18 protein-coding genes are annotated in these 26685 nt (G+C 65.5%); 10 read left to right on the top strand and 8 right to left on the bottom strand.

Going from position 1 to position 26685, the window contains the following annotated elements:
* Window positions 1-15 precede the first annotated feature (15 nt).
* The 6 genes from ACK2SD_RS02205 to ACK2SD_RS02180 all read left to right on the top strand — a co-directional run bounded on the left by ACK2SD_RS02205 (window position 16) and on the right by ACK2SD_RS02180 (window position 8255).
* On the top strand, window positions 16-534 hold the full coding sequence (locus ACK2SD_RS02205) for an RNA polymerase sigma factor (RefSeq protein WP_295488359.1): 519 nt from the start codon (window positions 16-18) through the stop codon (window positions 532-534).
* Window positions 531-1487 (top strand): FecR domain-containing protein, encoded by a 957-nt coding sequence (locus ACK2SD_RS02200; protein WP_412461256.1) that lies wholly within the window; start codon window positions 531-533, stop codon window positions 1485-1487. Before ACK2SD_RS02205 ends, ACK2SD_RS02200 begins: the two co-directional genes overlap by 4 nt.
* A gap of 114 nt (window positions 1488-1601) precedes the next feature.
* Window positions 1602-4034: a TonB-dependent siderophore receptor gene (locus ACK2SD_RS02195; RefSeq protein WP_412461255.1), complete on the top strand. Its 2433-nt coding sequence runs from the start codon at window positions 1602-1604 to the stop codon at window positions 4032-4034.
* Window positions 4035-4097: 63 nt separating this feature from the next.
* A complete protein-coding gene (locus tag ACK2SD_RS02190; protein WP_412461254.1) occupies window positions 4098-5210 on the top strand; it encodes a PepSY-associated TM helix domain-containing protein in 1113 nt (370 codons plus the stop codon).
* The gene (locus ACK2SD_RS02185) at window positions 5207-5383 is read left to right on the top strand and encodes a hypothetical protein (protein ID WP_412461253.1); all 177 of its coding nucleotides are present in this window, start codon (window positions 5207-5209) and stop codon (window positions 5381-5383) included. Before ACK2SD_RS02190 ends, ACK2SD_RS02185 begins: the two co-directional genes overlap by 4 nt.
* Window positions 5384-5456: 73 nt before the next feature.
* A complete protein-coding gene (locus tag ACK2SD_RS02180; protein WP_412461252.1) occupies window positions 5457-8255 on the top strand; it encodes a dermonecrotic toxin domain-containing protein in 2799 nt (932 codons plus the stop codon).
* Here the strand turns inward: ACK2SD_RS02180 and ACK2SD_RS02175 are convergent.
* From ACK2SD_RS02175 to glnE, 8 genes are all read right to left on the bottom strand, one after another.
* A complete protein-coding gene (locus ACK2SD_RS02175; RefSeq protein WP_412461251.1) occupies window positions 8228-9670 on the bottom strand; it encodes a lipopolysaccharide kinase InaA family protein in 1443 nt (480 codons plus the stop codon). The genes ACK2SD_RS02180 and ACK2SD_RS02175 overlap by 28 nt on opposite strands.
* The gene (locus tag ACK2SD_RS02170; protein WP_412461250.1) at window positions 9670-10422 is read right to left on the bottom strand and encodes a lipopolysaccharide kinase InaA family protein; all 753 of its coding nucleotides are present in this window, start codon (window positions 10420-10422) and stop codon (window positions 9670-9672) included. Before ACK2SD_RS02170 ends, ACK2SD_RS02175 begins: the two co-directional genes overlap by 1 nt.
* Window positions 10419-11153 carry a lipopolysaccharide kinase InaA family protein gene (locus tag ACK2SD_RS02165; protein ID WP_412461249.1) on the bottom strand — a complete coding sequence of 245 codons (735 nt, stop codon included), beginning with the start codon at window positions 11151-11153 and terminating at the stop codon, window positions 10419-10421. Before ACK2SD_RS02165 ends, ACK2SD_RS02170 begins: the two co-directional genes overlap by 4 nt.
* A complete protein-coding gene (rfaP, locus tag ACK2SD_RS02160) occupies window positions 11153-11959 on the bottom strand; it encodes a lipopolysaccharide core heptose(I) kinase RfaP (protein ID WP_412461248.1) in 807 nt (268 codons plus the stop codon). Before rfaP ends, ACK2SD_RS02165 begins: the two co-directional genes overlap by 1 nt.
* Complete coding sequence (locus ACK2SD_RS02155; RefSeq protein ID WP_412461247.1) at window positions 11956-13077, bottom strand: glycosyltransferase family 4 protein; 1122 nt, start codon at window positions 13075-13077, stop codon at window positions 11956-11958. Before ACK2SD_RS02155 ends, rfaP begins: the two co-directional genes overlap by 4 nt.
* Window positions 13077-14135, bottom strand: a complete 1059-nt coding sequence (waaC, locus tag ACK2SD_RS02150; RefSeq protein WP_412461246.1) for a lipopolysaccharide heptosyltransferase I — start codon at window positions 14133-14135, stop codon at window positions 13077-13079. The genes ACK2SD_RS02155 and waaC overlap by 1 nt, the downstream gene beginning before the upstream one ends.
* Window positions 14136-15185: a lipopolysaccharide heptosyltransferase II gene (waaF, locus tag ACK2SD_RS02145; protein ID WP_116889619.1), complete on the bottom strand. Its 1050-nt coding sequence runs from the start codon at window positions 15183-15185 to the stop codon at window positions 14136-14138.
* A 136-nt stretch (window positions 15186-15321) separates the two neighbouring features.
* Window positions 15322-18252: a bifunctional [glutamate--ammonia ligase]-adenylyl-L-tyrosine phosphorylase/[glutamate--ammonia-ligase] adenylyltransferase gene (gene glnE, locus ACK2SD_RS02140; RefSeq protein ID WP_412461245.1), complete on the bottom strand. Its 2931-nt coding sequence runs from the start codon at window positions 18250-18252 to the stop codon at window positions 15322-15324.
* Window positions 18253-18635: 383 nt separating this feature from the next.
* Between glnE and aceE the strand changes: the two genes are divergently transcribed.
* The 4 genes from aceE (at window position 18636) to msrA (ending at window position 26676) form a co-directional block, all read left to right on the top strand.
* The gene (aceE, locus tag ACK2SD_RS02135) at window positions 18636-21281 is read left to right on the top strand and encodes a pyruvate dehydrogenase (acetyl-transferring), homodimeric type (RefSeq protein WP_304485319.1); all 2646 of its coding nucleotides are present in this window, start codon (window positions 18636-18638) and stop codon (window positions 21279-21281) included.
* 13 nt (window positions 21282-21294) lie between these two features.
* Window positions 21295-22944, top strand: coding sequence for a dihydrolipoyllysine-residue acetyltransferase (gene aceF, locus ACK2SD_RS02130; RefSeq protein WP_412461244.1), 1650 nt, complete (start codon window positions 21295-21297; stop codon window positions 22942-22944).
* 268 nt (window positions 22945-23212) lie between these two features.
* Window positions 23213-25906 carry an EAL domain-containing protein gene (locus ACK2SD_RS02125; RefSeq protein WP_412461243.1) on the top strand — a complete coding sequence of 898 codons (2694 nt, stop codon included), beginning with the start codon at window positions 23213-23215 and terminating at the stop codon, window positions 25904-25906.
* A gap of 104 nt (window positions 25907-26010) precedes the next feature.
* On the top strand, window positions 26011-26676 hold the full coding sequence (msrA, locus tag ACK2SD_RS02120; protein ID WP_039581267.1) for a peptide-methionine (S)-S-oxide reductase MsrA: 666 nt from the start codon (window positions 26011-26013) through the stop codon (window positions 26674-26676).
* Window positions 26677-26685: the final 9 nt, after the last annotated feature.

Raw genomic sequence — 26685 nt, 5'->3', positions numbered from 1 at the left:
TTTCGGGGACCGCCCTTGTCGTCCGTGCACAGCCCACATGCCGAGCTGGTCGGCAGCCTGTACCGCGACCATCGCGGCTGGCTGATGGCCTGGCTGCAGCGCAGCACCGCCTGCCGCCAGCGCGCCGAAGACCTGAGCCAGGACACCTTCGTGCGCCTGCTGGGGCGCGAGCAGTTGAGCGCGCCACGCGAGCCGCGCGCGTTCCTCGTCGCCGTTGCCAAGGGTTTGCTGTTCGACCACTTCCGCCGCGCCGCGCTGGAGCAGGCCTACCTCGCCGAACTGGCGCTGCTGCCCAGCGCCGAACACCCCTCCCCGGAAATGCAGCACCTGATCGTCGAAGACCTCAAGGCCATCGACCGGCTGCTGGGCAAACTGTCGAGCAAGGCGCGCGCGGCGTTTCTGTACAACCGCCTGGACGGCCTGGGCCACGCCGAGATCGCCGAGCGCCTGGGCGTCTCGGTCTCGCGGGTGCGCCAGTACATCGCCCAAGGCCTGCGCCAATGCTACGTGGCGCTGTACGGAGCGCCGACGTGAACAACCTGCCGGTCTCGGCCAAGGTGCTGGAAGCCGCCATCGCCTGGAAGCTGTGCCTGGAAGGCGGCGATGGCACGGCCGATGAGCGCGATGCCTTCAAGCGCTGGCAGGCCGCCAGCGAGGAACATGCCCGTGCCTGGTTTCAACTGAGCCTGCTCGATCAGCGCGTCGGCGCGGCGACCGGTCCGGCGCGCCATGCCCTGCTGCAATCGCGTGCGGGCCTGCGCCAACGGGTCGGCAAGCTTGGCGGCGGGCTGGCCGGCATGTTGCTGCTCGGCGGGCTGCTGGCCTGGAGCGCAGCACCCTCGTTGGCGCCCAGTTACTGGCTGGCCGACCAGCGCACCGGCACCGGGGAACTGCGCACCCTGCGCCTGGAAGACGGCACGTTGCTCAGCCTGGACACCCACACGGCGGTGGACATCGACTTTGCCGGCGAACAGCGGGTGATCGTGCTGCACCAGGGCGAAATTTCGGTCGAAACCGGTCACGACGACCCGCGCCCGCTCTGGGTGCGCACCGACGACGGCCGCCTGCGTCCGCTGGGCACGCGCTTTTTGGTCAAGCGCGAGACCGCCGGGACGCGGCTGGAAGTGCTGCAGGCCCGGGTCGCGGCGCAACCGCGTGATCAAGGCAACGAACAGGTGCTGGACGAAGGCCAGCAGGTGCTGATGAATGCCCAGGGGCTGGGGTTGATCGGCCCGGTCCAGCCCGGCGCCGATGCCTGGACGCGCGGCATGCTGGTGGTGGACAACGTGCGCCTGGGCGACCTGGTGGCCGAATTGAGCCGCTACCGCAGCGGCCACCTGGGCGTGTCCGGCAAGGTCGCGCAACTGCGGGTCAGCGGCAGCTTCCCCTTGACCGACACCGACCTGGCGCTGGCCTCGCTGGTACCGGCGTTGCCGGTGAAGATCGAACGGCGCACGCCGTGGTGGGTGACGGTCGAGGCCAAGTGAACCTTCGACCACCCGCCTTCTGTAGCCACCCAAAAATTTTCAGACAGCCCTGTCACTTTTCATCGTTCGCTCGGCAAGGAAGCAGTCAGCACTTATCCGTCGAGGAGCCCCTGCATGTCCCGCGCTGTCGAGTCTTACCTGCGTCCCAGCCTCATGGCCCTGGCCATCGGCCTTGCCACCCCTGTGTTCGGTCCGGTTGCGTTCGCCGCCGAACAGGCCGCCGTACGCACCTATGATGTGCCCAGCGGCCCCTTGGCCGCGACGCTCAACCGCATCGCCAGCGAAGCCGGCATCGCCCTGGCCCTGGACCCGAGCCTGGCCAGCGGCCGCACCTCGGCGCCGGTCAAAGGCAGCTTCAACGGTGTCGGGGCCTTGCAGGCCGCCCTGCGCGGTACCGGCCTGCAACTGCAACTGGGCAGCGCCGGCAGCTACAGCCTGGTGAGTGTGCCGCAGGGCAGCGTGGCGCTAGCGGAAACCACCGTGAATGCCAGCGGCGACAGCGAGAGCGCGTGGGGCCCGGTCGACGGTTACCTGGCCAAGCGCACCGCAGCCGGCAGCAAAACCGACACCGCGCTGGTGGAAGCCCCCCGCTCGATCTCGGTGGCCACCCGGCAACAGATGAGCGACCGCGGCGTTCACAGTCTGGATGACGCGGTGAAGTACATGCCCGGCATCGTCTCCTCCAGCTTCGGCAGCGACACCCGCTACGACTGGATGCGCGTGCGCGGCTTCGAGCCGACCCAGTTCCTCGACGGCCTGCCGCTGCCGCGCGGGGTGTATGCCAACCCGAAACCGGAAACCTGGAACCTTGACCGCCTGGCCCTGCTACGCGGTCCGGCGTCGTCGGTGTACGGCCAGACCCCGCCAGGCGGGCTGCTGGACATCGTCAGTCGTCGCCCGCAAGCCGAAAGCCTGCACGAAATCGAAGTGCAGTACGGCAGCGACAACCATCGCCAGATCAACTTCGCCAGCACCGGCAAGATCGACGACGACGGCCGCCTGCTCTACGGCGTCAGCGGCGTGGTGCGCGATGGCGGCACGGCCATCGACCATATCGACGACAAACGCTACAACATCGCCCCGAGCCTGACCTGGCATATCGACGAAGATACCTCGCTGACCTTGTTGAGCCAGTTCACGCGGGACGATACCGGCGCGACCAGTCAATTCCGGCCCATTCAGGGCACCAAGATCGACATGCCTTTCGGCAAGATCTCCCGTCACAAGAATCTCGGCGATCCGGACTACGAGTTTTACGACCGCACCTACTACGCATTGGGCTATGCCTTCGAGCATCGCATCAACGATGTCTGGCAGTTCCGTCAGAACCTGCGTTACACCAAGTCGGACCTCGCCTTCCAGACCATCACACCTGGCAGCTACTACCAGCCCGGTGGTCCGGTGAAGGACGACGGCACCGTCAGCCGCATGTCCACCAATACCGATGAGGACATCAGCCAATTCGCGGTGGACAACAACCTTCAGGGCGACTTCGCGACCGGAGACATCACCCATACGTTGCTGCTCGGCCTGGACCATCAGCGCGTCAACACCAATTACTTGTCGATCTTCGGCTTCAACGTACCGGACAGCAACGTGCTCCGACCGATCTACGGCTTACCGATCACCCGTCCGGATCGTTCAACGGCGTTCTATGACTACGACCAGAAGTCGCGCCAGACCGGTTTGTACGTTCAGGACCAGATGGCCTTGGACAACTGGCGTCTGACCCTTGGCGCAAGGGAGGACTGGGTCCATACCGGCACCAAGTTCTTTAACCGGGGCGATGCCACCAGTACCCGACGAGACAAGCAGTTCAGCGGTAATGCGGCGATCAGTTATGTCTTCGACTCGGGATTGGTTCCGTATCTGTCCTACGCCGAGTCGTTCCAGCCGGCCATCAATGCCAGTGCATCGGCCACCGAGTCGCTCAAGCCCACCGAAGGTCAGCAATGGGAACTGGGCATCAAGTATCAGCCACCAGGCTCCAACACGTTGCTCAGCGCAGCCGTGTATGACCTGACCCAGAAAAACGTCGCAGTCACCAACAACATCGGCGGCATCACCTACACCAGCCAGACCGGCGAAGTAAAAGTCCGCGGCCTGGAACTGGAAGCCACCTCCGAGGTGACCGAGAACCTCAAGGTGATCGCCGCCTACACCCTGGCCAAATCCGAGGTGCAGAACGGCCTCTACAAAGGCAACCGCCTGCAACTGATGCCCAATCAGCAAGCCTCGTTGTGGACCGACTACACCTGGCACAGCGGTGTGCTCGACGGCTTCGGCGTCGGCGCCGGGGCGCGCTACACCGGCAACACCTACGGCGACCAGGCCAACACCTACCTGGGCAAGGCCAAGGCCTACACCGTGTTCGATGCCGCCGTGCACTACGACCTCGGCCGCCTGGACAACAGCCTCAAGGGCGCCTCGGTGGCGGTCAACGCCACCAACCTGCTGGACAAGAACTATTTGTCCACCTGCGACAGCTACTACTGCTACTACGGTGACCCACGCAGCGTGGTGGTCAGCGCCAAGTACCAGTTCTGACCGACTGCGCCCTCGCAAACCCGCTGCGCGAGGGCGCGGCCCAAGACCCCTGCGGGACCTGAGATGAAAAGCCAAACCCTGCGCCGCTGGTCGGCGATCCATACCTGGAGCAGCCTGGTCTGCACGCTGTTCCTGCTGCTGCTGGCCCTGACCGGCCTGCCGCTGATCTTCCACCACGAGCTCGAACACCTGCTCGGTGACGCGCCCGTGCTGCGCGAGCTGCCGTCCGGCACGCCTCACCTGGACCTGCAACAACTGGTGCTCAAGGCCGAGCAGCATCGACCCGGCGAGGTCATGCAGTACTTCGGTTTCGATGAGGACACCCCCGACGGCGTGGTGGCGATCACTGCCGCCACGGCGGGCAGCGATCCCAACTCATCGCACACCTTCATGCTCGACGCGCGCACGGGCGAGGCGGTGGCCATGCCGGCGGCCAATGGCGGTCTGATGATGGTGCTGCTGCGCCTGCATGTGGATATGTTCGCCGGCCTGCCCGGCAAGCTGCTGTTGGCCTTCATGGGCCTGCTGTTCATCGTCGCCCTCGTTTCCGGCACCGTGCTCTATGCGCCGTTCATGCGCCGCCTGCGCTTTGCCTCGGTGCGCACCGACAAGTCGTCGCGGGTGCGCTGGATCGATTTGCACAACCTCATTGGCATCGTCACCCTGACCTGGGCGCTGGTGGTGGGCGTGACCGGCGTGATCAGCGCCCTGTCCGACCTGGTCATCGCCGCCTGGCGCAACGACAGCCTGGCCGCGATGGTCGCGCCCTATCGCGAGGCCGCGCCGTTGACCGAACGCGCCCCGGCCACGCAGCTACTGAGCATCGCCCAGCAAGCCGCGCCGGGCATGCGCCCGGACTTCATCGCCTTTCCCGGCACACGCTTCTCCAGCGAGCACCACTACGCGGTGTTCATGAACGGCGCCACGCCCCTCACCTCGCACCTGTTCACCCCAGTGCTGATCGATGCCCGCACGCTGCAAGTGACAGCCGTCGGCGAGCGTCCCTGGTACATGGACGCCATGGGCCTGTCGCAACCGCTGCACTTCGGCGACTACGGCGGACGACCGATGCAGGTCCTCTGGGCGGCGCTGGACCTGCTGACCATCGTCGTGCTGCTCAGTGGCCTGTACCTGTGGTGGGGCAAGCAGCGCAAACGGCGGGAGGTGCCAGCATGAGTCACAGATCGCAAAGCACGCGACGCATTTTCGCCTGGCCGCTGGTCATCGCCGTGCTCGGCGGCGCCGGGCTGTTCGCCGCGCTGCTGGGCGACGGGGCCTGGGACGCGCTCGCCTGGGTGGGCCTGGGCGCACCGGTCTTCCTGGCTGTGCGCGGGTTGTGCGCCAAGTGAGGTAATCGACTAACGCGCGCGCCGCAGCAAGGCGCGCCAGGCTCGCACGCTCCCCCACCACGGAGCGCCGCTCATGAGTCTTCAGCAGTTCATCGCCTTCGATCAGCAACTGAGCGACCTGCTCGCCTCGCCACCCAGCCCCGACGCTCAACTGCCCTGGCTGAGTGCGCGCCAACGTTACTTTGCGGACTTGGCCCAGTACTGGCTCGACACGGACGTCACCGGCCAGACCCGCCAGGCGCGGATGACGGCCGTGCTACGTGAACAGTTGCAGGCGCAGATCACCCTGCGCGTCGGCGATCACACCTTGGGCTCGAACCACGCCGAACTGATGGAAACCTGCATACGCCTGCCGTTGCCCTGGCAGCGTCAGCACCTGGGCCGCGCGGCGCGCCCGCAGGTGTACCGGCCCGTGCTGGACATTGGCACGCCCAGTTGGCGCAGCTACCTGCCCGGTGCTTTCGTCATCGTCGAGGGAGGCCCCGAGGGCCGCATGCCCGATCCGCAACAACCCAGCGAGTACGCACTGCTGTGCAGCCTGTCCCATGGCATCGAGGCGTTCGATGACCTGGCAGAACTGCATGCCGAGCTGTGCGAGCGGCTGGACGATCCGCAGCAGAGCCAGCCACTGCTGCGGCATATGGCCAGCGACCGCGACCGCGATCTGACACTCAATGCCGAGCGTCTGCGCTACGAATGGTTCAGCGAGGATCTGGTACTGGCCCAGGCACAGGTCCTGATCGACGGGCAACGCACACGCTTGACCCAGGTGTGGGAAGCGCTCGCCCAGCGCGATCCGCTGGACCACGCGCAGTTGGCGAGCCGACTGCAACAGGCCGTCGACCTGCTGCCCTGGGCCGGCAGCCAGTCGGCACTGCAGACACGCTACGGCCTGCTGCTGGAGCGCAACTCACCCGCCTGGCTGAAGAACGCCTCGCCCCAGGCCCTGACCCACATCATGCAGACCATGCAGGAGCTGGTGATCGCCATCGACCGTGCAGCGGCACCCGGCATCCTCAGCCACGAACAATTCCTCGATCAGAACGCCCTGAACACCTGGACATGCCAGCAACTGCGCGCCCGATTGCGCCATCAGTACCAATTCGATGTCGATCCGTTGGAGATTCATGTGAGCGTGACCTTGGCGCGACAACGCGGCCCGGTCATGCACCCAGGCCTGACCAGCGGCTACATCCCCGTCGCCAGCCGGCCGCAGGTGGGCGATACCATCGAACTGGTGCCACGCACCTACCGCCTCGACGAACTGGCCGCGCTCAATGTCGCCTGGCTCGACGTGGACTATTGGTTGACGGCACGCGTTCACCGCAAGGACGGCAGCCCCATCCCCGAGATCACTGCCGGGCAGGTCAAGCAACTGGTGCGCGAGTTGAACGTGGGCGAAAGCTACAGCCAGTACCTGCGTCTGCACCTGCTGGAATCGCCGACCGGCCACTGGCGGCAAGAGCGCTTCGTCGCCATCGGCAAGGCACGCATGAACGCCGAGGCGGCCAAGGCGCGCTATGCCGGTCACTACCTGGAGGACCCGTTCGAGCGCGGTTACACCTGGAGTCGCGCCGTCATCGACCACCCCGTCAGCGCTCAACGCAGCGCGCTGGGCCACCGAATGAAAGTGCGCCAGTGGATGATCGACAAGCACACGGTGATGGGCGTGCTTTTGATCACACCCGAGATCACCGGCCAGCAACGCTTCGTGGTGTACACCCCCGACGCCCCAGATCGCCGCGCCTGGCGCGAATACCGCAATGCCCGGCATTTGCTGCGCACGCTGCGTGAAAAGCCGGCGTTGCGCGATTACCTGAAGGAGCGACTCCCGTTGACCGACCCTGCGGCACTTGAACGCGGAATACTCAATGGGCGACTCGGCCCGCGAGTGAGCACGCCGGAGATCGTCGGTGATTTCCAGCAGGCGCGTTATCGGGCCGAAGTGCATGCAGCCCTGGCATTGGTGGATGCCAGTACTCACACCAAACTGGAACTGTTGGGCGAGTTCAGCTTGCATGTGCTGTGGGTCACGCTCGACCTGGTCAGCCTGGTGCTGCCCAACCGCGCCCTCACCCCGCTGTCGTTCGCACGCGCGGCACTCTCGGTGTTCGACATGGCCAAAGCCTACCGCCAGGACGACCGTGTCGGCGCGCTGAAGCACTTCGTCGAAGCCTTCACCCATGTCAACGACGCCATCAACAGCATCGGCGGCTCGACCGTGGTTCGCCGTGCGATCCGCGGCATGCCGCCGACGCCACCGCTGACGCTGCCGCCCGCGCTGGCCCTGAAAGTCGACGCCAGCAAGCTGCGTTATCGGGTCGATGGGGTCCACAAGGAAGGGATCTACGAACAGGCCTCACCCTATCCGGGGTTGACCTTCTATTTCGTCAAGGACTCGGCCGGCCGCACCTACCAGGTCGCCTTCGACGGTTACCGCTGGCGGGTACTCGACCCCCGTCAGCCCGACGCCTACACCAAGGTGCCCATCAAGCGCCGCGAGGATGGTGAATGGGTCGTGGACTCGCCGGTACTGTGGTACGACGGCTTGCCGGATCTGCAGGTACTGCTCGATGGCTGTCGCCTCGCCGAAACGCCCAGCGGTATCCGCGAAGCGTCGGCCGCCGGCCTGTATCGCGCAGGTGACAGGCTTTACCTGCTGGCCGGCGGGCATGCCTTGCCGTTAAGGGCGCACCTGCTGAGCAACCACTATCATCTGCTGATGCGCAGCGAGTCGGGTGCTGCGGTGAAGCCCTGGACGATCCTGCGCTGGCAAGACCAGCAATGGCGCATTCGCGTGCGCCAGGCCGGGCGCAGCAGCGACTGGCTGGCGCTGCCGCCCGCCTACTCGGTAAGCCTGGGCAGACGCTGATCCAGCCGCTGATACAGCGCGCTGCGGGTCGGCCAGTTGCGCAGCAGCCGCGCGCGGTCGCGGGCGTAGGCCGGGGCGAAACTGAGCTGGGTGGCGTGCTGGGTCATGGCGTCCAGGTCGATCAGCGACCACTGGCCGTCCTGCCAGAACAGGTTGTGACCTTTGAAATCGCCATGGCTGATGCGCTCGGCGATCAGCCGCTGCATCAGCTCGATCAGCGCCTGCACCTGTTCTTCGGGCGCCTCGCCGCTCTCGACGAAGGGCGCGAAACAGGCGCTCAAGTCAGGGCCATCGGCGTATTCGGTTATCAGATAGGCCGAGCTGCGCAGCCCCATCACGCGGCGTTCGAGCACCGCCAGCGGGCGCGGCGTGGGGATGTCGAGGAAGGTCAGGCGATTGCCTTCGATCCAGGAATGCCAGGCCCGGCTCGGGCGCCAGAAACGCTTGAACCAGTGGGCGGTGTTCTTGATGTTGTAGCGCTTGAGCACCAGGGTACGGCCGCCGACGTCCACGCGCGCGACGCTGGCTGCGCCGCCGGTCTTGTACAAGTGACCCTGGTCGATCAGCGCATCGGCTTGCGCCAGCGCCGGGGCAAGGGCTGCGACTTGCTCGCGGCGAATCGCCTGTAGCCCTGACAGGCTGCGCTGCACGCTGAACAGGCTGCAGTCGCGCCCGGCCTTGTCCAGGTAATCCTTCAGGCGCCAGGTGCGCACTTTGTCGATCTGCTTTTGCAGTGACTCCAGCGGCAGCGCATGCTCGGCGTTGGCCAGCAGGTAATGCACCAGGGCTTCTTCGATGAACGGCTGCAAGCGCTTGGGCAACTGGGCGAAGAACACCCCGAGGTTTTCCAGCACGCGCTGACGCGACAACTGCTGACCCGGCGTCTCGGCCTTGATCCCGGCGCCGTCGATCAGGTACAGGCGACCGTCGTGGCGCAGCAGGTTGTCCAGGTGCAGGTCTTCCTGCCACAGGCCTTTGGCGTGCATCTGCGCCACCGCCGTCAGCGCTTCGCCGAGCACTGCATGTTGCTCATCGGCAAGCATCGGCAGGTGCTCGACCTTGGCCCAGGCAGCGCCCAGGCTTTCGGCGTGCTCCAGGAACTCGAACAGCAGCCAGCCGCCTTCGCCGTCTTTCAGGCCATCAGCCAGCAGGCGCGGTGTGACCAGGCCCTGGGCGGCCAGTAGGCGCACGCCGTTCAGTTCGCGTTGGAAGTGTCGCGCGGCGTTGCCGCCCACCAGCAACTTGGCCAGCACCGGCGTGCCGCGCCACAGACCGGCGCCAACGTAACGCTGGCCGGGCAGCACGCGCAGCAGGCTGAACAGCTGCAGTTCAGCACTGCCAGCGGCATCCTCGAGGACCACGTTCAAGGGTAGGCTCGGGCTGCGCCCGGCGTTCTTCAATTCGGACAGGCGCATCAACGGGCCTCTTTTTCACGACGGCGTTTGCTCAGACGCTGCAACCAGCCGGCCACCGACGGGCTGGCGGCCGGCTGCGCCAGGTAGACGGCGAGCAGATGGCGCAAGTCCGCCTCGCTCCATACCGGCGCACGACGCAGCAGCGGTTCCAGGTCCTTGAGCCGGTCACGGCGACCGAGCAGCAGCGGCCGGGTCTTTTCCAGGTCGATCAATTGCGCCTGCCAACCTTCCCGGCGCTCGCGCAGGAAAATGTGCTTGGGGTAGAAACAGCCATGCACCTGACGGGCGCCGTGCAGGGTGCGCGCCAGTTCGCCACAGGCACCGAGAATGCCCTGGCGTTGCGCGGGATCGAGCTGTGGCCATTGCAGCAGCAGGCTGTCCAGGTCGCGCCAGTCGTCCAGCGCTCGGGTCATCAGGATCGCCCGATGCTGGCCACCTTGCTTGCGCTCACCGTAGAACACGGCCTGCAACGCTGGAATGCCGAGCGCCTGATAGCGCTGGATATTGCGAAATTCGCGTGCGAAGGTGGGCTCGCCCAACGGTCGGTGCAGGGTATGGGTGAGGTAGTCACTCTGGCGCTTGAGGTAATAGCCCTTGCCCTCGAGCTCCAGGCGGAACACGCTGCTCCAGCCGCCGCGCCCGGTGTTGGGCTCGTCGACGGCCTCCAGTTGTAGCGCCCACAGCGCCTCGAAATCGTCGAGGCCATGGCGTTGCAGCAGCGCCGCCTCGGCGTTGGCCAGGTAATCGGTCATTCCCTTCCCTCGAAGAAGCTCACCACCTGACGGACACGCCGCTTGTCGCGCGCGTTGAGTCGGGTGTGCCCGCGGTACTGCAGGTAGAAACGCAGACGCTGGGTCGCGGACAGGTGATATTTGGCCACCTTATCCAGGCAGGCCAGGTCCTTGATCAGTCGATGACGCAGCATGAACCCGCGCCAGAAGTCACCGGTCGGGCAGTCGATGAAGAACACCGTCGCCTGGTCGTCCACCAGCAGATTGCGCCACTTCAGGTCGTTGTGAGCGAAGTGATGGTCATGCATCACCCGGGTGTGACGGGCCAGTTGGCGACTGACGTGATCGACCCAGGCACGATCGGCCAGGCGCGGATCATTGCGATCGGCCAGTGCCGACAGGTCCTCGGTGCGCGGTAGCTCGCGGGTAATCATCGCTCCACGACCGAATGACAGGCCGTTGCGCTCCAGCCCCCAGGCCACCACTTCAGCGGTGGGAATGCCCCACTTGGCGAACTGTTTGAGGTTCTGCCATTCGGCCTTGATACGAGGCCGTCCGAAGAAGCGGCGCATGTGCTTGCCGGCCCCGGTGTAGCGCTTGACGTAATAGTTGACGCCCTCGCGCTCGATGCGGATGACCTCGCTGAGCGGGTCGCGGGTCAGGCGTTCGCCTTCCAGGGCGAACACCGCCTCGAGGCTGCCGAAGTCGGCGGCCAGCCACGCGTAGTCCGGCGCCAGTGTCCAACTCGCCATCAGAGCGCATCTCCATAGCGTTGCTTGCGTTCGTAGAGTTTGCGCGCCTTGCGCTCCAGCCAGGCGAGCAACGCGGCTTCCTCGGCCAGCACCTGGCGCAGCGGTCGCTGGAAATAGCCTTTGAGAAAGCGCAGTTTGTCGCGACGCGTCAGGCCGATGTCCAGTGCCGAAAAGTACAGGGCGGCCAGGTCCTTGTTGCGCCAGCGGCGGGTGATTGTGGCGCGGGTCTGCGCCCGATGCAGGTCGATGACCGACAGTTTGAGGTCTTGCGCCGTCACCGGGCGGTCGGTGTGCAGCAGGAAGTGGCAGATGTAGCAGTCGCGGTGGTTGACCCCGGCGCGGTGCATGGTGCCGGTCATCTTCGCCACTTCGGCGATGAGGGCATGCTTGAGTGCCGGTGGTGGCGGCTGAAGGCGCCAATCGAGGCTGAAATCTTCCAGGCTGACGGTGGGCGCCAGTTCCTCGGTGACGATGAACGAGTGCTGGGTCGCAGGATTGACGCCGCGCTCGCCGTAGGCCACCGCGGTCATGGTCGGCACTCCGGCTTGATGCAGGCGTTCGATGGCTCGCCATTCCTGGCCGGCACCCAGCACCGGCAGCTTGGCGCTGAACAGGTTCTTGAAGATCTCGCCCCAGCCGATGCCGCGGTGAATCTTCACGAAGTAGCCGGCGCCGGCCACCTCGGTGCGCAGCGTCCGACGACCTTCCAGTTCGCGGTACACCTCGCCCTGCAAGGCCTCGACGGCCTCGAAGGGATCGCGCCCGGCCCACAGGCGCTTGAACGGTTCGGCCAGCATCAGTTTCATGCGTGCTCCTGGAGAATCACGTCGGCGGCGTGCTGAGGCATGCTGTACAGGTCGGCCGTGGCGGCAAAGGCCAGGCCATTGCGCGCCCAGTCGGCACGCGCCTGCGGGTCGTCGAGCATGCGCTGCAGGTAGGCGTCGAGCTGCGACTGCTCGAACGGCTCCTCGAGCACCAGGCCGCTGTCGGCCTCGGCGATGTAATGGGCATAACCGCACACCTGCGAGACCAACACCGGCAGGCCAGCCACCAGCGCTTCGAGCAGCACCGTGCCAGTGTTCTCGTTGTAGGCCGGATGGATCAGCAGGTCGGCACCAAGCAGGAAGCGCGGAATGTCGCTGCGCCCCTTGAGGAACTGCACCTGATCGCCCAGGCCGAGGGTGGCGCTCTGCAACTGGAACACCTTGGGGTCGTCCTGGCCGATGACCATCAGCCGAGCGCGCTTGCGCAGGTTCGCCGGCAGCGCGGCCAGGGCCTTGAGGCTGCGGTCCACGCCCTTGGTCTTGAAGCCCGAACCGATCTGCACCAGCAGCAGGTCGCCCTCGCCCAGGCCGAATTCCTGGCGAAACGCCGCGCGGATGTCTGCCGCGTTGGCCGGCGCCCGGCGGTCCTGGGAAATACCTGGTGGCAGCAGATGGAAACGCTCGAGGGGCGTCCCGTAGTGCTTGATGAACAGCGGCTGCTGCACTTCGGAAATCATCAGGATTTCGGTGCTGGCGTGTGCATCGAACACCGCGCGCTCGTACTCGGCGAAGTGCCGGTAGCGGCCCCAGCGCCGGTACAGGCCGCCGCGCAGGGTCTGGGCCTTGTCTTCGAAGCAGCCGTCGGCGGCGTAGTACACATCCAGCCCCGGCATCTTGTTGAAACCGATCAGCCGGTCGACCGGCTCTCGGGCCAGATCCTCGGCCATCCAGGCACTGAGCTTCTCGTTGCGCCGGTGATTGGACAGCGCCTTGACCGGCGCCACCCGCACGTCGAAGCCCGGTGGCACATCACCTTCCCAGATCAGCGTGTAGACACGGATCTGGTGGCCACGCTGCTGGCACTCCAGGGCGATGCGCATGAAGTCGCGCTGCAGGCCACCGAAGGGGAAATATTTGTAAAGCACGAACGCCAGTTGCATCAACGAACATCCTCAGCCAGCAGCAGCGCGCTCAAGCGGCCCGCCACATGCTCGGGATTCAGGCGAGTGAAGCACAACGGCCACTCGCGTTTGAGATCGAACCGGCGCAGGTCCTCGGCGCTCGGTTTGTAGGTGCACTTCTTCTGCAGGCAGGGGGCGCAGGGGAAGTCGCTGGCCTGGTGGATCTGCGCGCGTCCGTAGGCGCCGGTCAGGCCAGGGTTGGTCGGGCCGAACAGGGAGATGGTCGGCACATCCAGCGCGGCGGCCAGGTGGCCAAGGCCGGTGTCCACCGCGACGCAGGCCTTGGCCGCCGCCAGAATGCGGGCCACGCCTGCCAGGTTCAACTTGGGCAATACCTGGCAGTGTTCCAAGCCCTGGGCGATGCGCTCGGCGCGCGCCTGCTCGGCGGCATTGCCCCAGGGCAGTACCACCTTCATGCGACGCCGACCCATGCGCTCGGCCAGCTCGCGCCAGTAGGCCTCAGGCCAGTGTTTGGTGGCCCAGGTGGTGCCATGCAGAAACACCACATAGGGGGCGGTGGGCGGCAGGTGCAGGCGTTTGAGGTCCAGGCCGTACTGGCCGAGCCCCTCGGGCAGGTCGTAGGCCAGGGCCAGGGCGAACAGTTGGCGCACACGCTCCACCGCATGCTGACCCACGGCCACCGACAGACGCCGGTCGTAGAACCGGCTGGCCAGGCCTTCGCGCGCCGAATAGCGGTCGAGCCCGGCAACCGGCGCCTTGATCAGACGCGTCAGCCAGGCCGACTTGACCAGCCCCTGGGCGTCGATCACCAGGTCGTAACGGCGCTCGCGCACGCGCTGCTTGAAAGCCTTCCATTCGCCGCTCTTGAAGGTCTGCCAGAGGTTCTTGCGCCAGCGCCGAATGGCCACCGGGATAACCTGATCCACCGCCGGGTGCCAGCTGGGAATCTCGGCGAAGCCCTCCTCCACCACCCAATCGAAGCGGATGCCGGGAACGGCGTGGGCCGCATCGGTGAGGGCTGGCAAGGTGTGGATCACGTCGCCCAGCGACGAGGTCTTGATGATCAGTACCCGCACTTAGTCGACCTCGACACGGGTATCGATCAGGCCCGGCGCGGCCAGACCGTGCAGGGCGGCGATGACCTTCTGCGGCTCGAGCAGGCGCAGGCAGTTGTAGTGCCCGAAGCGGCAGGTACGGTCGAAACAAGGGCTGCATTCGATGCCGGTGCGCACCACTTCGACCTGATCGGCCAGCGGCGGCGTGAAGCCCGGCGAGGTGGAGCCGTAGACCGCCACCAGCGGGCGATTCAGGGCGGCGGCGACGTGCATCAGGCCGGAGTCGTTGGACACCACGGCATCGGCGCAGGACATCAGGTCGATGGCCTCGGCCAGCGAGGTGTCGCCGGCCAGGTTGCACGACTCTTCGCGCAGCCCTGGGATCAGGCGCTCGCGGATCTGCTCGCCGACCGGGTGATCGTTCTTCGAGCCGAACAACCACACTTGCCAGCCCTGGCGAATCATCGCCTCGGCCACGGCGGCATAGTGCTCCACAGGCCAGCGCTTGGCCTCGCCGAATTCGGCGCCCGGACACAGTGCCAGCACTGGACGGTCGAGCTGCAGGCCGAACTTGGCCAGCGCAGCCTCTCGGCTGGCGGCTTCGATGCGCAGGCTCGGGCGTGGATAAGGTTGCGGCAATTCGGCGCCCGGCTCGAAGGCCAGGGCCATGAAGCGCTCGATCATCAACGGGTAGCGCGCCTTGTCGAGCTTGCGCACGTCGTTGAGCAGCAGGTAGCGCATCTCGCCACGCCAGCCGGTGCGCTTGGGGATGCCGGCGAACCACGGCACCAGCGCCGACTTCAGCGAATTGGGCAGCAGGATGGCCTGGTCATACTGGCCGGCCAGCGATTTGCCGATACGTCGCCGCGTGGCCAGCTCGAGCGCACCGTGGCCGAGCGGGAAGCTCAAGGCCTGGCGCACCTCAGGCATGCGTTCGAGGATCGGCCGGCTCCACTCGGGGGCCAGCACGTCGATCACGCATTCGGGATGACGTTGGCGCAGGCACTGGAACAGGGTCTGTGCCATCACCATGTCGCCGACCCAGCTGGGTCCGATGATCAGTATTCTCATGCTTTATCCAGAAACAGTCGGGGAGGCTGCAGGCTGCGTTTCAACCTGGCCTCCCCTCTTTATATTCAGGCTATTTGGCGGACAGTGTATCACCGGTGCTGCGCCATGGACCTTCGCGCCTGACAGGGCGCCCCGGCTACAGGCCCAGCTCGCTCCAGATCCGCCGCACCTGGCGACGCTCATCGACGAACTGTCCGGCATCGATCACCCCGGCCTGCTTCTGCAGGGCCTGGCGGTGCGAGGCCGAGCGGAAGGTCTTGTACACCTCGCGCAGCAGCACGGCGTCTGCGGCGGACATCAACCCGGCCTGCTCGAGCTCTTCCAGAATGCGGATGTTATCGGTCCAGCGCAGCAGGGCCGGGTGCTCGTGGGACCAGGCCAAAGCGGCGTATTGCACCATAAATTCGATGTCCACGATACCACCGGCATCCTGCTTGATATCGAACGGCTGGCCCGGCTCGAAGGCGTTGTCGGCGGTGCCGGCGACCGTCGCCTTGCTGCCCAGGCTGGCGCGCATCTTGGCGCGCATCTCGCTCACCTGCGCGCGCAGCGTGTCCAGCTCGCGGGGCTTGCCCAGCACCGCCGCGCGCACGCGTTCGAAGGCGGCGCCCACCTGCGGGCAGCCCACCAGCACCCGGGCGCGCACCAGGGCCTGGTGCTCCCAGGTCCAGGCTTCCTGCTGCTGGTAGCGCTCGAAGGCCCCCAGCGAGCTGACCAGCAGCCCCGACGCGCCGGAGGGGCGCAGGCGCATGTCGACGTCGTAGAGCTGGCCGGAGTTGGTCTGGGTGGTCAGCAGGTGAATGATGCGCTGGCCCAGGCGGGTGAAGAACTGCGCGCCGTCGATGGGCTTGGCGCCGTCGGTCTCGGCATTGGCGTCGCCGTCGTGGATGAACACCAGGTCAAGGTCCGAGCCGTGCCCCAGTTCGATACCGCCGACCTTGCCGTAGCCGACGATGATGAAGCTCGGCGCGCACAGGCTGCCGTCGCTGCGCTTGGGTTGACCGTGGCGGGCCACGGTATGACGCCAGGCCAGGGCCAGCACTTGGTCGAGAATGGCTTCGGCGAGCCAGGTCAGGTAGTCGCTGACCTTCATCAGCGGCAGGTTGCCGCTGATTTCCGAGGCCGCTACGCGCAGGCTGTGGGCCAGCTTGAAATGCCGCAGCGCCTCCATCTGCTGCTCCAGGTCGTCCTCGGGAATGCGGGTCAGACGCTCACGCAACTCCGAGGCCAACTCCGGCGCCAGCGGCGGACTGAACAGCCGCCCTTCGTTGAGCAATTCGTCGAGCAACAGCGGGAAACGGGCGATCTGCTCGGCGATCCAGGGACTGGCCGCGCACAGCGTCAGCAGGCGGCGCAGTGCCCCTGGGTTCTCACTGAGCAGCACCAGGTAGGCCGAACGCCGCGCCACCGCTTCGACCAGCGGCAGCACGCGCTCGAGCACCAGGTCCGGATCCTGGTGCTCGACGGTCTGCGCCAGCAAGCGCGGGATGAAGGCATCCAGACGCTCGCGACCGAGGCGCTGCATCGAGCGCAACGATGGACTGGTGCGCAGCACCGAAAGCCGCCGCAACGCTTCGCCGGCCTGCTTGAAACCGGCCTCCTCGAGCTGCCGACTGGCAGCCTCCTCGTCCTGGGCCTGCTCCCACAACGGCGACCACTCGCCCCCGACCACCAGCTCGCCTTCACCCTCCTCGTCGTCGGGGTCGGCGATTACCTGGCGGAAGTGCCAGTCGACGCGACCGCGCCAATGCATCAATTGCGCGTGGAAGGCGTCCCAGTCGGCGAAGCCGAGCATATAGGCGATGCGCGCGCGGTCCAGCTCGGCGTCCGGCAGCATCTGTGTCTGCCGGTCGGCGATGGCCTGGATGGCGTGCTCGGTATAGCGCAGGAAGCGGTAGCCATCGCGCAGCTCGCTGACCACCGCCGGCGGCAGGTAGCCCTGGCCTTCCAAGGTGGCGAGAACGTTCAGCAACGGGCGCTGCTGCAGGCTCAGGTCACGCCCGCCGTGAATCAACTGGAACGCCTGGGCGATGAACTCCACCTCGCGGATGCCGCCTGCGCCGAGCTTGATGTTGTCGGCCATGCCCTTGCGCCGCACCTCCTGCTGGATCAGCTGCTTCATGGTGCGCAGCGCCTCGATGGCGGAGAAGTCCAGGTAGCGGCGGTAGACGAAGGGCCGCAGCATATCCTGCAACTGCGCGCCGGCCTGCTGATCGCCCGCCACCACCCGCGCCTTGATCATCGCGTAGCGCTCCCAGTCCCGCCCCTGGTCCTGGTAGTACTGCTCCAGGGCATTGAACGACAGCACCAAGGCGCCGGCCGAGCCGTAGGGGCGCAAGCGCATGTCGACACGGAACACGAAGCCGTCGACGGTGACCGGGTCCAGCGCCTTGATCAGCCGCTGGCCCAGGCGGGTGAAGAACGCCTGGTTGTCCAGTGCCCGCTTGACGCCCTCGGTCTCGCCGCCTTCCGGGAAAGCGAAGATCAGGTCGATGTCCGAGGACAGGTTCAGCTCCACCGCGCCCAGCTTGCCCATGCCCAGCACCACCATGTGCTGGGGCTGGCCGCTGCGGCTGCCGATGGGCGTGCCGAACTGCTGGCAGTGACGCGGGTACAGCCACTGGTAGGCTTCGTCGATCGAGGCGTCGGCCAGGTCCGAGAGGTCGCGGCAGGTCTCGCCGAGGTCGGCCTGACGGCTGAGGTCGCGCCAGATGATCCGCACCTGCTGGCGGTTGCGCGCACGGCGCAGGTTGCGCGCCAGCTCGTCTTCGCTCTGCGCCGCGTCGGCCGCTGCCTTTATATGGCTGCGTAATTGTCCGGGGGCATAGCCCTGCGCCAGCTCACCGCGTGCGACCAGCTCCAGCAGCATGCCCGGCTCGCGCTGCACCTGCTCGAGCACGAACTCGCTGGCGGCAGCGACCTGGTCGAACTGAGCCCAGTGGGCATCGCTCAAGACGGCAGGGTCGAGGTCGGCGTGTGCCGCCAGGGCCTCGCGCAGGAATTGGCGGTTACGGGCGACCAGCGGTTGCAAGGCGGCGGGCAGATCGGACGGCAAAGGCAGGCGCATGGTCTATCCTTGATCGGCGTGAAAGGAGGGGTAGTCGCGGTGGAGGGGGAGAAGCGCCAAGGTTGGACTGTCATACAAAAGTGGTAAATAGCTGAAAAATACGAATCATTGGTACGATTCATCAGCAAACCTCGCACTAGCGTGCAAATCCAACCACGAGGAACGATTTTCTCCACAACCCGGAAGGCGGCCACATGCCGCATTCCTGTAGTGTTACTACTCCCATGTCTGCTCAAAAGCATGAAATGCCGAAGCATTTGTAGTAAAACTACACGGCGCCGGAAGACGCTCCGGCAAATCCAAGAATTCACGACGTCTGCCCAAAAGGCCAGTCGCAAACTCAGGCTTCCGATTCTGGTTGCCTTTCCGCCCTGGAGCAAGCCATGCAAGACCTCGATCCTATCGAAACCCAGGAATGGCTGGATGCCCTGGAGTCGGTCCTCGACAAAGAAGGCGAAGACCGCGCTCATTACCTGATGACCCGTATGGGCGAGCTGGCCACCCGCAGTGGTTCGCAGCTGCCCTATGCCATCACCACGCCATACCGCAACACCATCCCTGTCACCCACGAAGCACGCATGCCTGGCGACCTGTTCATGGAACGCCGCATTCGCTCGATGGTGCGTTGGAACGCTCTGGCCATGGTCATGCGTACCAACCTGAAGGATTCGGACCTGGGCGGACACATCTCGAGCTTCGCCTCCAGCGCCACCCTGTACGACATCGGCTTCAACTACTTCTTCCAGGCCCCGACCGAAGAACACGGCGGCGACCTGATCTTCTTCCAGGGCCATGCCTCCCCCGGCATCTACGCCCGCGCCTTCCTCGAAGGTCGCATCAACGAAGACCAGATGAACAACTTCCGCCAGGAAGTGGACGGCAATGGCCTGTCCTCCTACCCGCACCCCTGGCTGATGCCTGACTTCTGGCAGTTCCCGACCGTATCCATGGGTCTGGGTCCGATCCAGGCCATCTACCAGGCACGCTTCATGAAGTACCTGGAGGCCCGTGGCTTCATCCCGGCCGGCAAGCAGAAAGTCTGGTGCTTCATGGGCGACGGCGAGTGCGACGAGCCGGAATCCCTGGGCGCGATCTCCCTGGCCGGCCGCGAGAAGCTGGACAACCTGATCTTCGTCATCAACTGCAACCTGCAGCGCCTCGACGGCCCTGTGCGCGGCAACGGCAAGATCATCCAGGAACTCGAAGGCGTGTTCCGTGGCGGTGGTTGGAACGTCAACAAGGTGGTCTGGGGTCGCTTCTGGGACCCACTGCTGGCCAAGGACACCAACGGTGCCCTGCAGCGCCGCATGGACGAAGTCATCGACGGCGAATACCAGAACTACAAGGCCAAAGACGGCGCCTACGTGCGCGAGCACTTCTTCAACACCCCAGAGCTCAAGGCCATGGTCGAAGACCTGTCCGACGACGAGATCTGGAAGCTCAACCGTGGCGGCCACGACCCGTACAAGGTGTATGCGGCCTACCACCAGGCGGTGAACCACAAGGAACAGCCGACCGTCATCCTGGCCAAGACCATCAAGGGTTATGGCACCGGTGCTGGCGAAGCCAAGAACACCGCGCACAACACCAAGAAGGTCGACGTCGACAGCCTGCGCAAATTCCGCGACCGCTTCGACATCCCGGTCAAGGACGCCGAGCTCGAGAACCTGCCGTTCTTCAAGCCTGAGGAAGGCTCCGCCGAAGCCAAGTACCTGGCCGAGCGTCGCGCCGCCCTGGGTGGCTTCGTGCCGCAGCGTCGCGCCAAGAGCTTCAGCGTGCCGACCCCGCCACTGGAAACGCTCAAAGCGATCCTGGACGGCTCGGGCGACCGCGAAATCTCCACCACCATGGCCTTCGTGCGTATTCTGGCGCAGCTGGTCAAGGACAAGGAAATCGGCCAGCGCATCGTGCCGATCATCCCGGACGAAGCCCGTACCTTCGGTATGGAAGGCATGTTCCGTCAGCTGGGCATCTACTCCTCGGTCGGTCAGCTCTACGAGCCTGTCGATAAAGACCAGGTGATGTTCTACCGCGAGGACAAGAAGGGCCAGATCCTCGAGGAAGGCATCAACGAAGCCGGCGCCATGTCGTCGTTCATTGCGGCCGGTACCTCGTACAGCTGCCACAACCAGCCGATGCTGCCGTTCTACATCTTCTACTCGATGTTCGGCTTCCAGCGTATCGGCGACCTGGCCTGGGCCGCTGGCGACAGCCGCACCCGTGGCTTCCTGATCGGCGGTACCGCCGGCCGTACCACCCTCAACGGTGAAGGCCTGCAGCACGAAGACGGTCACAGCCACATGATGGCGGGCACCATCCCGAACTGCCGCACCTACGATCCGACCTACGGCTACGAGCTGGCGGTGATCATCCAGGACGGCATGAAGAAGATGACCGAAGAGCAACAGGACATCTTCTACTACATCACCGTGATGAACGAATCCTACCAGCAGCCTGCCATTCCGGCCGGTGCCGAGGAAGGCATCATCAAGGGCATGTACCTGCTCGAAGAAGACACCCGCGACGCCGCACACCATGTGCAGCTGATGGGCTCGGGCACCATCCTGCGCGAAGTGCGCGAGGCAGCGAAGATCCTGCGTGAAGAGTTCAACGTCGGTGCCGACGTGTGGAGCGTCACCAGCTTCAACGAACTGCGTCGCGACGGCCTGGCCGTGGAACGCGCCAACCGCCTCAAGCCTGGCCAGAAGCCACAGCAGACCTACGTCGAGCAGTGCCTGAGCGGTCGCAAAGGGCCGGTCATCGCCTCCACCGACTACATGAAGCTGTTCGCCGAGCAGATCCGCCAGTGGGTGCCGAGCAAAGAGTTCAAGGTCCTGGGTACCGACGGTTACGGTCGCAGCGACAGCCGCAAGAAGCTGCGTCACTTCTTCGAAGTCGACCGCCACTTCGTGGTGCTGGCTGCCCTGGAAGCCCTGGCTGACCGCGGCGAGATCGAACCCAAGGTTGTGGCTGACGCCATCGTCAAGTTCGGCATCGATCCGGACAAGCGCAACCCACTGGACTGCTGAGGAGTATTTTTAAGTGAGCGAACTCATTCGCGTACCTGACATCGGCAGCGGTGAAGGTGAAATCATCGAGCTGTTCGTCAAGGTCGGCGACCGCATCGAGGCCGACCAGAGCCTGCTGACCCTGGAGTCGGACAAGGCCTCCATGGAAATTCCAGCTCCCAAGGCTGGCGTGGTCAAGGAACTGAAGGTCAAGCTGGGCGACCGTCTGAAAGAAGGCGACGAACTGCTGGTGCTGGAAGCCGAGGGCGCCGCTGCGGCGCCTGAGGCGGCCGCCGCCGAGGAAAAACCCGCAGCCGCCCCCGCAGCTGCCGAGAAGCCGGCCGAACAGGCCGCTCCAGCGCCAGCGGCTGCCCCTGCGGCAGCCAGCGTGCAGGACATCCACGTGCCGGACATCGGCTCGTCGGGCAAGGCCAAGATCATCGAAGTGCTGGTCAAGGCGGGCGACACCGTCGAAGCCGACCAGTCGCTGATCACCCTGGAGTCGGACAAAGCGTCCATGGAAATCCCTTCCCCCGCCGCTGGCGTGGTCAAGGAAGTGATTGCCAAGCTGGACGACGAAGTCGGCACCGGTGACCTGATCCTCAAGCTGGAAGTGGCCGGTGCTGCGCCGGCAGCCGCTGCGGCCCCGGCCGAAGCACCCGCTGCCGCCAAGACCGAAGCCGCCCCAGCCGCAGCGCCCGCGCCGGCCGCTGCCCAAGCGGCGGCACCTGCGCCGGCTGCCAGCGCACCTGCCGCTGCCAGCAACGCCAAGGTCCACGCCGGCCCGGCCGTGCGTCAGTTGGCCCGTGAATTCGGTGTCGATCTGGGCGCCGTCAGCCCGACCGGCCCGCACGGCCGCATCCTCAAGGAAGACGTGCAGGTCTACGTCAAGGCGATGATGCAGAAAGCCAAGGAAGCGCCTGCCGCAGGCGGCGCGACCGGCGGTGCTGGCATCCCGCCGATCCCGGTCGTGGACTTCAGCAAGTTCGGCGAAGTCGAAGAAGTCGCCCTGACCCGTCTGATGCAGGTCGGCGCCGCCAACCTGCACCGCAGCTGGCTGAACGTGCCCCACGTGACCCAGTTCGATTCGGCCGACATCACCGAGCTGGAAGCCTTCCGCGTTGCGCAGAAGGCCGTGGCGGAAAAGGCCGGCGTCAAGCTGACCGTGCTGCCGCTGCTGCTCAAGGCGTGCGCCCACTTGCTCAAGGAGCTGCCGGACTTCAACAGTTCGCTGGCGCCGAGCGGCAAGGCCATCATCCGCAAGAAGTACGTCAACGTCGGCTTCGCCGTGGACACCCCGGACGGCCTGCTGGTCCCGGTGATCAAGAACGTCGACCAGAAGAGCCTGCTGCAACTGGCTGGCGAAGCGGCCGCACTGGCCGAGAAGGCGCGCAACAAGAAGCTGTCGTCCGACGACATGCAGGGCGCCTGCTTCACCATCTCCAGCCTCGGTCACATTGGCGGCACCGGCTTCACGCCGATCGTCAACGCACCGGAAGTGGCGATCCTCGGCGTGTCCAAGGCCACCATCCAGCCGGTCTGGGACGGCAAGGCCTTCCAGCCCAAGCTGATGCTGCCGCTGTCGCTGTCCTACGATCACCGGGTGATCAACGGTGCCGCCGCCGCGCGCTTCACCAAGCGCCTGAGCGACCTGCTGGCGGACATCCGCACCCTGCTGCTGTAACGCAGCAACCGCCTCCCCTCGCTGGGGAGGCGGGCATCGATTTCGAGCTGCCACGCTCGTACCTCAACCCCGCCATGTTCTGGCGGGGCTTTTTTTGCAGGCTGTCCATGCGGCCCCGTGCTTCAGATTCCTGCGCCCCCGCCGATAACCCGACAAAGCCCGTGTTATGGCCGCTTGCCAGCTCAGGGGACATGATGCACCCTTGCTCAACGCGTCGTCGCACCTCTGCGGCAGTCCGCGCCAACCGCCTTGTTCAAGCGAGTTCTCGATGAATAGCCAACCCGATGTCGCCAGCTGTGTGGCGGCCGAGGTCGTGACGCAGTTACCCGTGCCTTCGCGGCTCGGCATGCTGCGTTACGAGCGGCTGAACGAAGCGAGCTGGGCGATGCTGTACCTGGATCCGGCCTGCGACCGCCAGTTTGGCCTGCCCGCCGCCGAGCTCTGCGCGCTGGTCGGCTCGCCCTACGCCAGCCTCATGGAACCCGAGGCGCGTTATCAGTTGCACGACGAGATCCAGCGCCAACTGGCCCGGCGCAAGCACTACCGGGTGCGCTACACCTTGCACGGCGCTCGCGGTCCACTGCGCGTGCTCGAAGCCGGCGAAGCCTATGCCCAGCACAACCGTCAATTGCTGCGCGGCTACCTGACGGTGCTCGACGATCAGGTCGAAGACCTCTCGACCCAGGATGCCAACGCCCTGGAGTCGCGTAACAGCCACCTGCAATTGGCCCTGCAGCTCAACCAGCGCGCCCAGCAGGAACAGCTCGAACACCTGGAGCGGGTCCGCGCCCAGCAGGACCTGATCCTGCGCCTGGCGCGCCAGCGCTACAGTGCCAGCAACTCGCTGCTCGAAGCCGCCGAGCTGATCACCCGCAGTGCCTGCGAGATCTATCGACTCGACTGCGCGAGCATCTGGTACCTCAACGAACAGCGCCTGGAACCAATCACCGCCTGGTATCAGGGCGAACAGGCCCACCGCCTGCCGCAGCCGATCGACGCCAGCCATTACCCCGACTACCTCGAGGCGCTGCACGCCAGCCGCGCCATCGACGCGCACAATGCCAGTCACGACCCGCGCACCCGCGATCTGGTGCAAGGCCTGTCGAACACCCTCGACAACGCCATGCTCGATGCCAGCATCCGTGTCGACGGTCAGGTGGTCGGCGTGCTGTGCCTGGAGCAGACCGGCCAGCCGCGCGCCTGGCAATCCGACGAGATCGCCTTCGCCGGCGAGCTGGCCGACCAGTTTGCCCAGGTCATCACCAACCACAACCGGCGCACCGCCACCAGTGCCTTGCACCTGTTCCAGCGCGCGGTGGAACAGAGCGCCAGTGCCTTCCTGCTGGTCAACCGCGACGGCGTGGTGGAGTACGTCAACCCCAGCTTCACCGCCATCACCCAGTACAGCACCGAGGAAGTCCAAGGCCATCACTTGGCCGAACTGCCGGCGCTGGAGAACCTCAGCCACCTGATCTTCGACCCACCCTCCAGCCTGGCTGCCAGCAACAGTTGGCAGGGTGAGTTCAAGAGCCGGCGCAAGAGCCTGGAGCCCTACTGGGGACAACTGTCGATTTCCAGGGTGTACGGCGACAATCGCGAGCTGACCCACTACATCGGCATCTACGAGGACGTCACCCAGAGCAAGCTCGCCCAGCAGCGCATCGAGCGGCTGGCCTATACCGACAACCTCACCAGCCTCGGTAACCGCCCAGCGTTCATCCGCAGCCTCGACGAACGCTTCGCCCGCGAGGGCAGCATTCCCATCTGCCTGCTGCTGGTGGACATCGACAACTTCAAGCGCATCAACGACAGCCTCGGCCATCAGACCGGCGACAAGCTGCTGATCAGCCTCGCCCGACGCCTGCGCAACAGTTTGAACAGTGGTGGCAGCCTGGCGCGCTTCGCCAGCAACGAGTTCGCCGTGCTGCTGGACGACACCAGCCTGGAAGACGGTCAGGCCGTGGCCCTGCAACTGCTGCGCACCCTCGACAAACCGATGTTCGTCGACAACCAGTTGATCAACGTCACCGCCTCCGTGGGCCTGGCCTGCGCACCGCTGCACGGCGCCGACCCGCAGACCCTGATGAAGAACGCCGGCCTGGCGCTGCACAAGGCCAAGGCCAACGGCAAGCATCAGGTGCAGATCTTCACCGAAGTGCTGAACGCCGAGGCCAGCTACAAGCTGTTCGTGGAGAACAACCTGCGCCGCGCGCTGACCCAGAACGAGCTGGAGGTGTTCTACCAGCCCAAGCTGTGCCTGCGCAGCGGGCGTCTACTGGGGCTCGAAGCGTTGCTGCGCTGGAACCACCCGGAACGCGGCATGATCCGCCCGGACCAGTTCATCAGCGTGGCCGAGGAAACCGGGCTGATCATCCCCATCGGCAAGTGGGTGGTGCGCCAGTCCTGCCGCATGAGCCAGGAGCTGCGCGAGGCCGGGTTGGGCAACCTGCACGTGGCGATCAACCTGTCGCCCAAGCAGTTCTCCGATCCCGAGCTGGTCAGCTCGATTGGCACCATCCTCAAGGAAGAAGCCCTGCCCTCGCATCTGCTGGAGCTGGAGTTGACCGAAGGGCTGCTGCTGGAGGCCACCGAGGATACGCGGCGCCAGTTGGACGAACTCAAGCAGTTGGGGCTGACCCTGGCCATGGATGACTTCGGCACCGGTTACTCGTCGCTGAGCTACCTGAAGAAGTTTCCCATCGACATCATCAAGATCGATCGCAGCTTCATCAGCGAGATTCCGGCCAACCAGGACGACATGGAGATCACCTCGGCGGTGGTGGCCATGGCCCACAATCTCAAGCTCAAGGTGGTCGCCGAAGGCATCGAGACGTCCGAGCAACTGGCCTTCCTGCGTCGCCACCGGTGCGATGTCGGCCAGGGCTACCTGTTCGACCGGCCGATCCCCGGCCGCGAGCTGGTCGACAAGCTCAAGCGCTACCCACGCGGTCCGGTGGCCTGACAGCCGCTCAAAGCTCGGGCACTATAGGTCTATTCGCAGTTGATCGCGCAATTGTCGGCGATCAGCCCACCGCACTGTCCCACTGCCAAACAGAGGAGCCTTCCATGGTCCTGCGCTCGGAAATCCTGGTGAACAAAAACGTCCTGCCCACCGCCGAACAGGCCCTGCCCGGCCGTGAAACGCCGATGGCGCTGCCTGAGTTCCACTACGTGTTCGAAGGCACGCCGCTGCTCGGCCCGTTCTTCCAGGACGTCGACTTCGCGATCTTCGGCCTGGGCTGTTTCTGGGGCGCGGAACGGCGCTTCTGGCAGCGCGACGGCGTGGTCAGCACGGTGGTCGGCTATGCCGGCGGTTTCACCCCCAACCCCACCTACGAAGAAGTATGCTCGGGCCTGACCGGCCACACCGAAGTGGTGCTGGTGGTGTTCGACAAGGACAAGGTCAGCTACCGCGAACTGCTGGCGATGTTCTGGGAGTTGCATAACCCAACCCAGGGCATGCGCCAGGGCAACGACGTCGGCACCCAGTACCGCTCGGCGATCTTCTGCACCTCGCCCGAACAACTGGAGCAGGCCAAGGCCAGCCGTGAAGCGTTCCAGGCCGAGCTGGACAAGGCCGGTTTCGGCCAGATCACCACCGAGATCGAGCAGGCGCCGACGGTCTACTTCGCCGAGGCCTATCACCAGCAGTACCTGGCCAAGAATCCGGAAGGGTACTGCGGCATCGGCGGCACGGGCGTCTGCCTGCCACCCAGCCTGCAAGGCAACTGAACCGTGGGC

It is taken from the genome of Pseudomonas sp. SC11 (genome assembly GCF_047039205.1).
GTDB lineage: Bacteria > Pseudomonadota > Gammaproteobacteria > Pseudomonadales > Pseudomonadaceae > Aquipseudomonas > Aquipseudomonas boreofloridensis.
This window is presented reverse-complemented; position numbering and strand designations above follow the sequence as displayed.

What these genes read in the sequence shown, in the direction of transcription:
- ACK2SD_RS02195 (WP_412461255.1), top strand. Translation starts at nt 1,602, where the DNA reads ATGTCCCGCGCTGTCGAGTCTTACCTGCGTCCCAGCCTCATGGCCCTG.
- ACK2SD_RS02190 (WP_412461254.1), top strand. Translation starts at nt 4,098, where the DNA reads ATGAAAAGCCAAACCCTGCGCCGCTGGTCGGCGATCCATACCTGGAGC.
- ACK2SD_RS02185 (WP_412461253.1), top strand. Translation starts at nt 5,207, where the DNA reads ATGAGTCACAGATCGCAAAGCACGCGACGCATTTTCGCCTGGCCGCTG.
- ACK2SD_RS02180 (WP_412461252.1), top strand. Translation starts at nt 5,457, where the DNA reads ATGAGTCTTCAGCAGTTCATCGCCTTCGATCAGCAACTGAGCGACCTG.
- ACK2SD_RS02175 (WP_412461251.1), bottom strand. Translation starts at nt 9,670, where the DNA reads ATGCGCCTGTCCGAATTGAAGAACGCCGGGCGCAGCCCGAGCCTACCC.
- ACK2SD_RS02170 (WP_412461250.1), bottom strand. Translation starts at nt 10,422, where the DNA reads ATGACCGATTACCTGGCCAACGCCGAGGCGGCGCTGCTGCAACGCCAT.
- ACK2SD_RS02165 (WP_412461249.1), bottom strand. Translation starts at nt 11,153, where the DNA reads ATGGCGAGTTGGACACTGGCGCCGGACTACGCGTGGCTGGCCGCCGAC.
- rfaP (WP_412461248.1), bottom strand. Translation starts at nt 11,959, where the DNA reads ATGAAACTGATGCTGGCCGAACCGTTCAAGCGCCTGTGGGCCGGGCGC.
- ACK2SD_RS02155 (WP_412461247.1), bottom strand. Translation starts at nt 13,077, where the DNA reads ATGCAACTGGCGTTCGTGCTTTACAAATATTTCCCCTTCGGTGGCCTG.
- waaF (WP_116889619.1), bottom strand. Translation starts at nt 15,185, where the DNA reads ATGAGAATACTGATCATCGGACCCAGCTGGGTCGGCGACATGGTGATG.
- glnE (WP_412461245.1), bottom strand. Translation starts at nt 18,252, where the DNA reads ATGCGCCTGCCTTTGCCGTCCGATCTGCCCGCCGCCTTGCAACCGCTG.
- aceE (WP_304485319.1), top strand. Translation starts at nt 18,636, where the DNA reads ATGCAAGACCTCGATCCTATCGAAACCCAGGAATGGCTGGATGCCCTG.
- ACK2SD_RS02125 (WP_412461243.1), top strand. Translation starts at nt 23,213, where the DNA reads ATGAATAGCCAACCCGATGTCGCCAGCTGTGTGGCGGCCGAGGTCGTG.
- msrA (WP_039581267.1), top strand. Translation starts at nt 26,011, where the DNA reads ATGGTCCTGCGCTCGGAAATCCTGGTGAACAAAAACGTCCTGCCCACC.